The organism is Halomonas sp. SIMBA_159, assembly GCF_046536035.1.
In the GTDB taxonomy this organism is placed as follows: Bacteria; Pseudomonadota; Gammaproteobacteria; order Pseudomonadales; family Halomonadaceae; genus Vreelandella; species Vreelandella venusta_A.
This window is the reverse complement of record NZ_JAWJBT010000255.1, coordinates 1-318: the sequence shown is the minus strand read 5'-3', so window position 1 is coordinate 318 and position 318 is coordinate 1. Positions and strand designations below refer to the sequence as shown.

The following is a 318-nucleotide window of genomic DNA, read 5'->3' as shown; positions in this document are numbered from 1 at the left end:
GAGGAAGTTTATCCGAACGACTACATCAGGCGGTTCTACAGAGCATCCACAGGAGACAAGGTGTGTGAAGTGACCTTATCAACCGTCTTTGGCAATGACCGGATTGTTGGATCGGATTGTTACTACGGAATCTTTTACGAGATAGACGATACTGGAGTTGGCATGACGGCCGATCCATTCGGTTAGCAGACGTTCTCGTGTGCATCCGCATCCGTCAATCTGGGCTCGTTCAAGACTTTCGCCGCGCATGGGTTGGATGTCCGTATTGTCATGTTGTCTGAGTGATACTATAGGCCTGATTTTGGGCTGAGGTGGGAT

1 protein-coding gene is annotated in these 318 nt (G+C 49.7%); it reads left to right on the top strand.

Annotation, left to right across the window (positions count from 1 at the left end):
• On the top strand, positions 1-186 hold a 186-nt coding region (locus tag R0J87_RS19210), incomplete at its 5' end, for a hypothetical protein (protein ID WP_498888237.1).
• Positions 187-318: the final 132 nt, after the last annotated feature.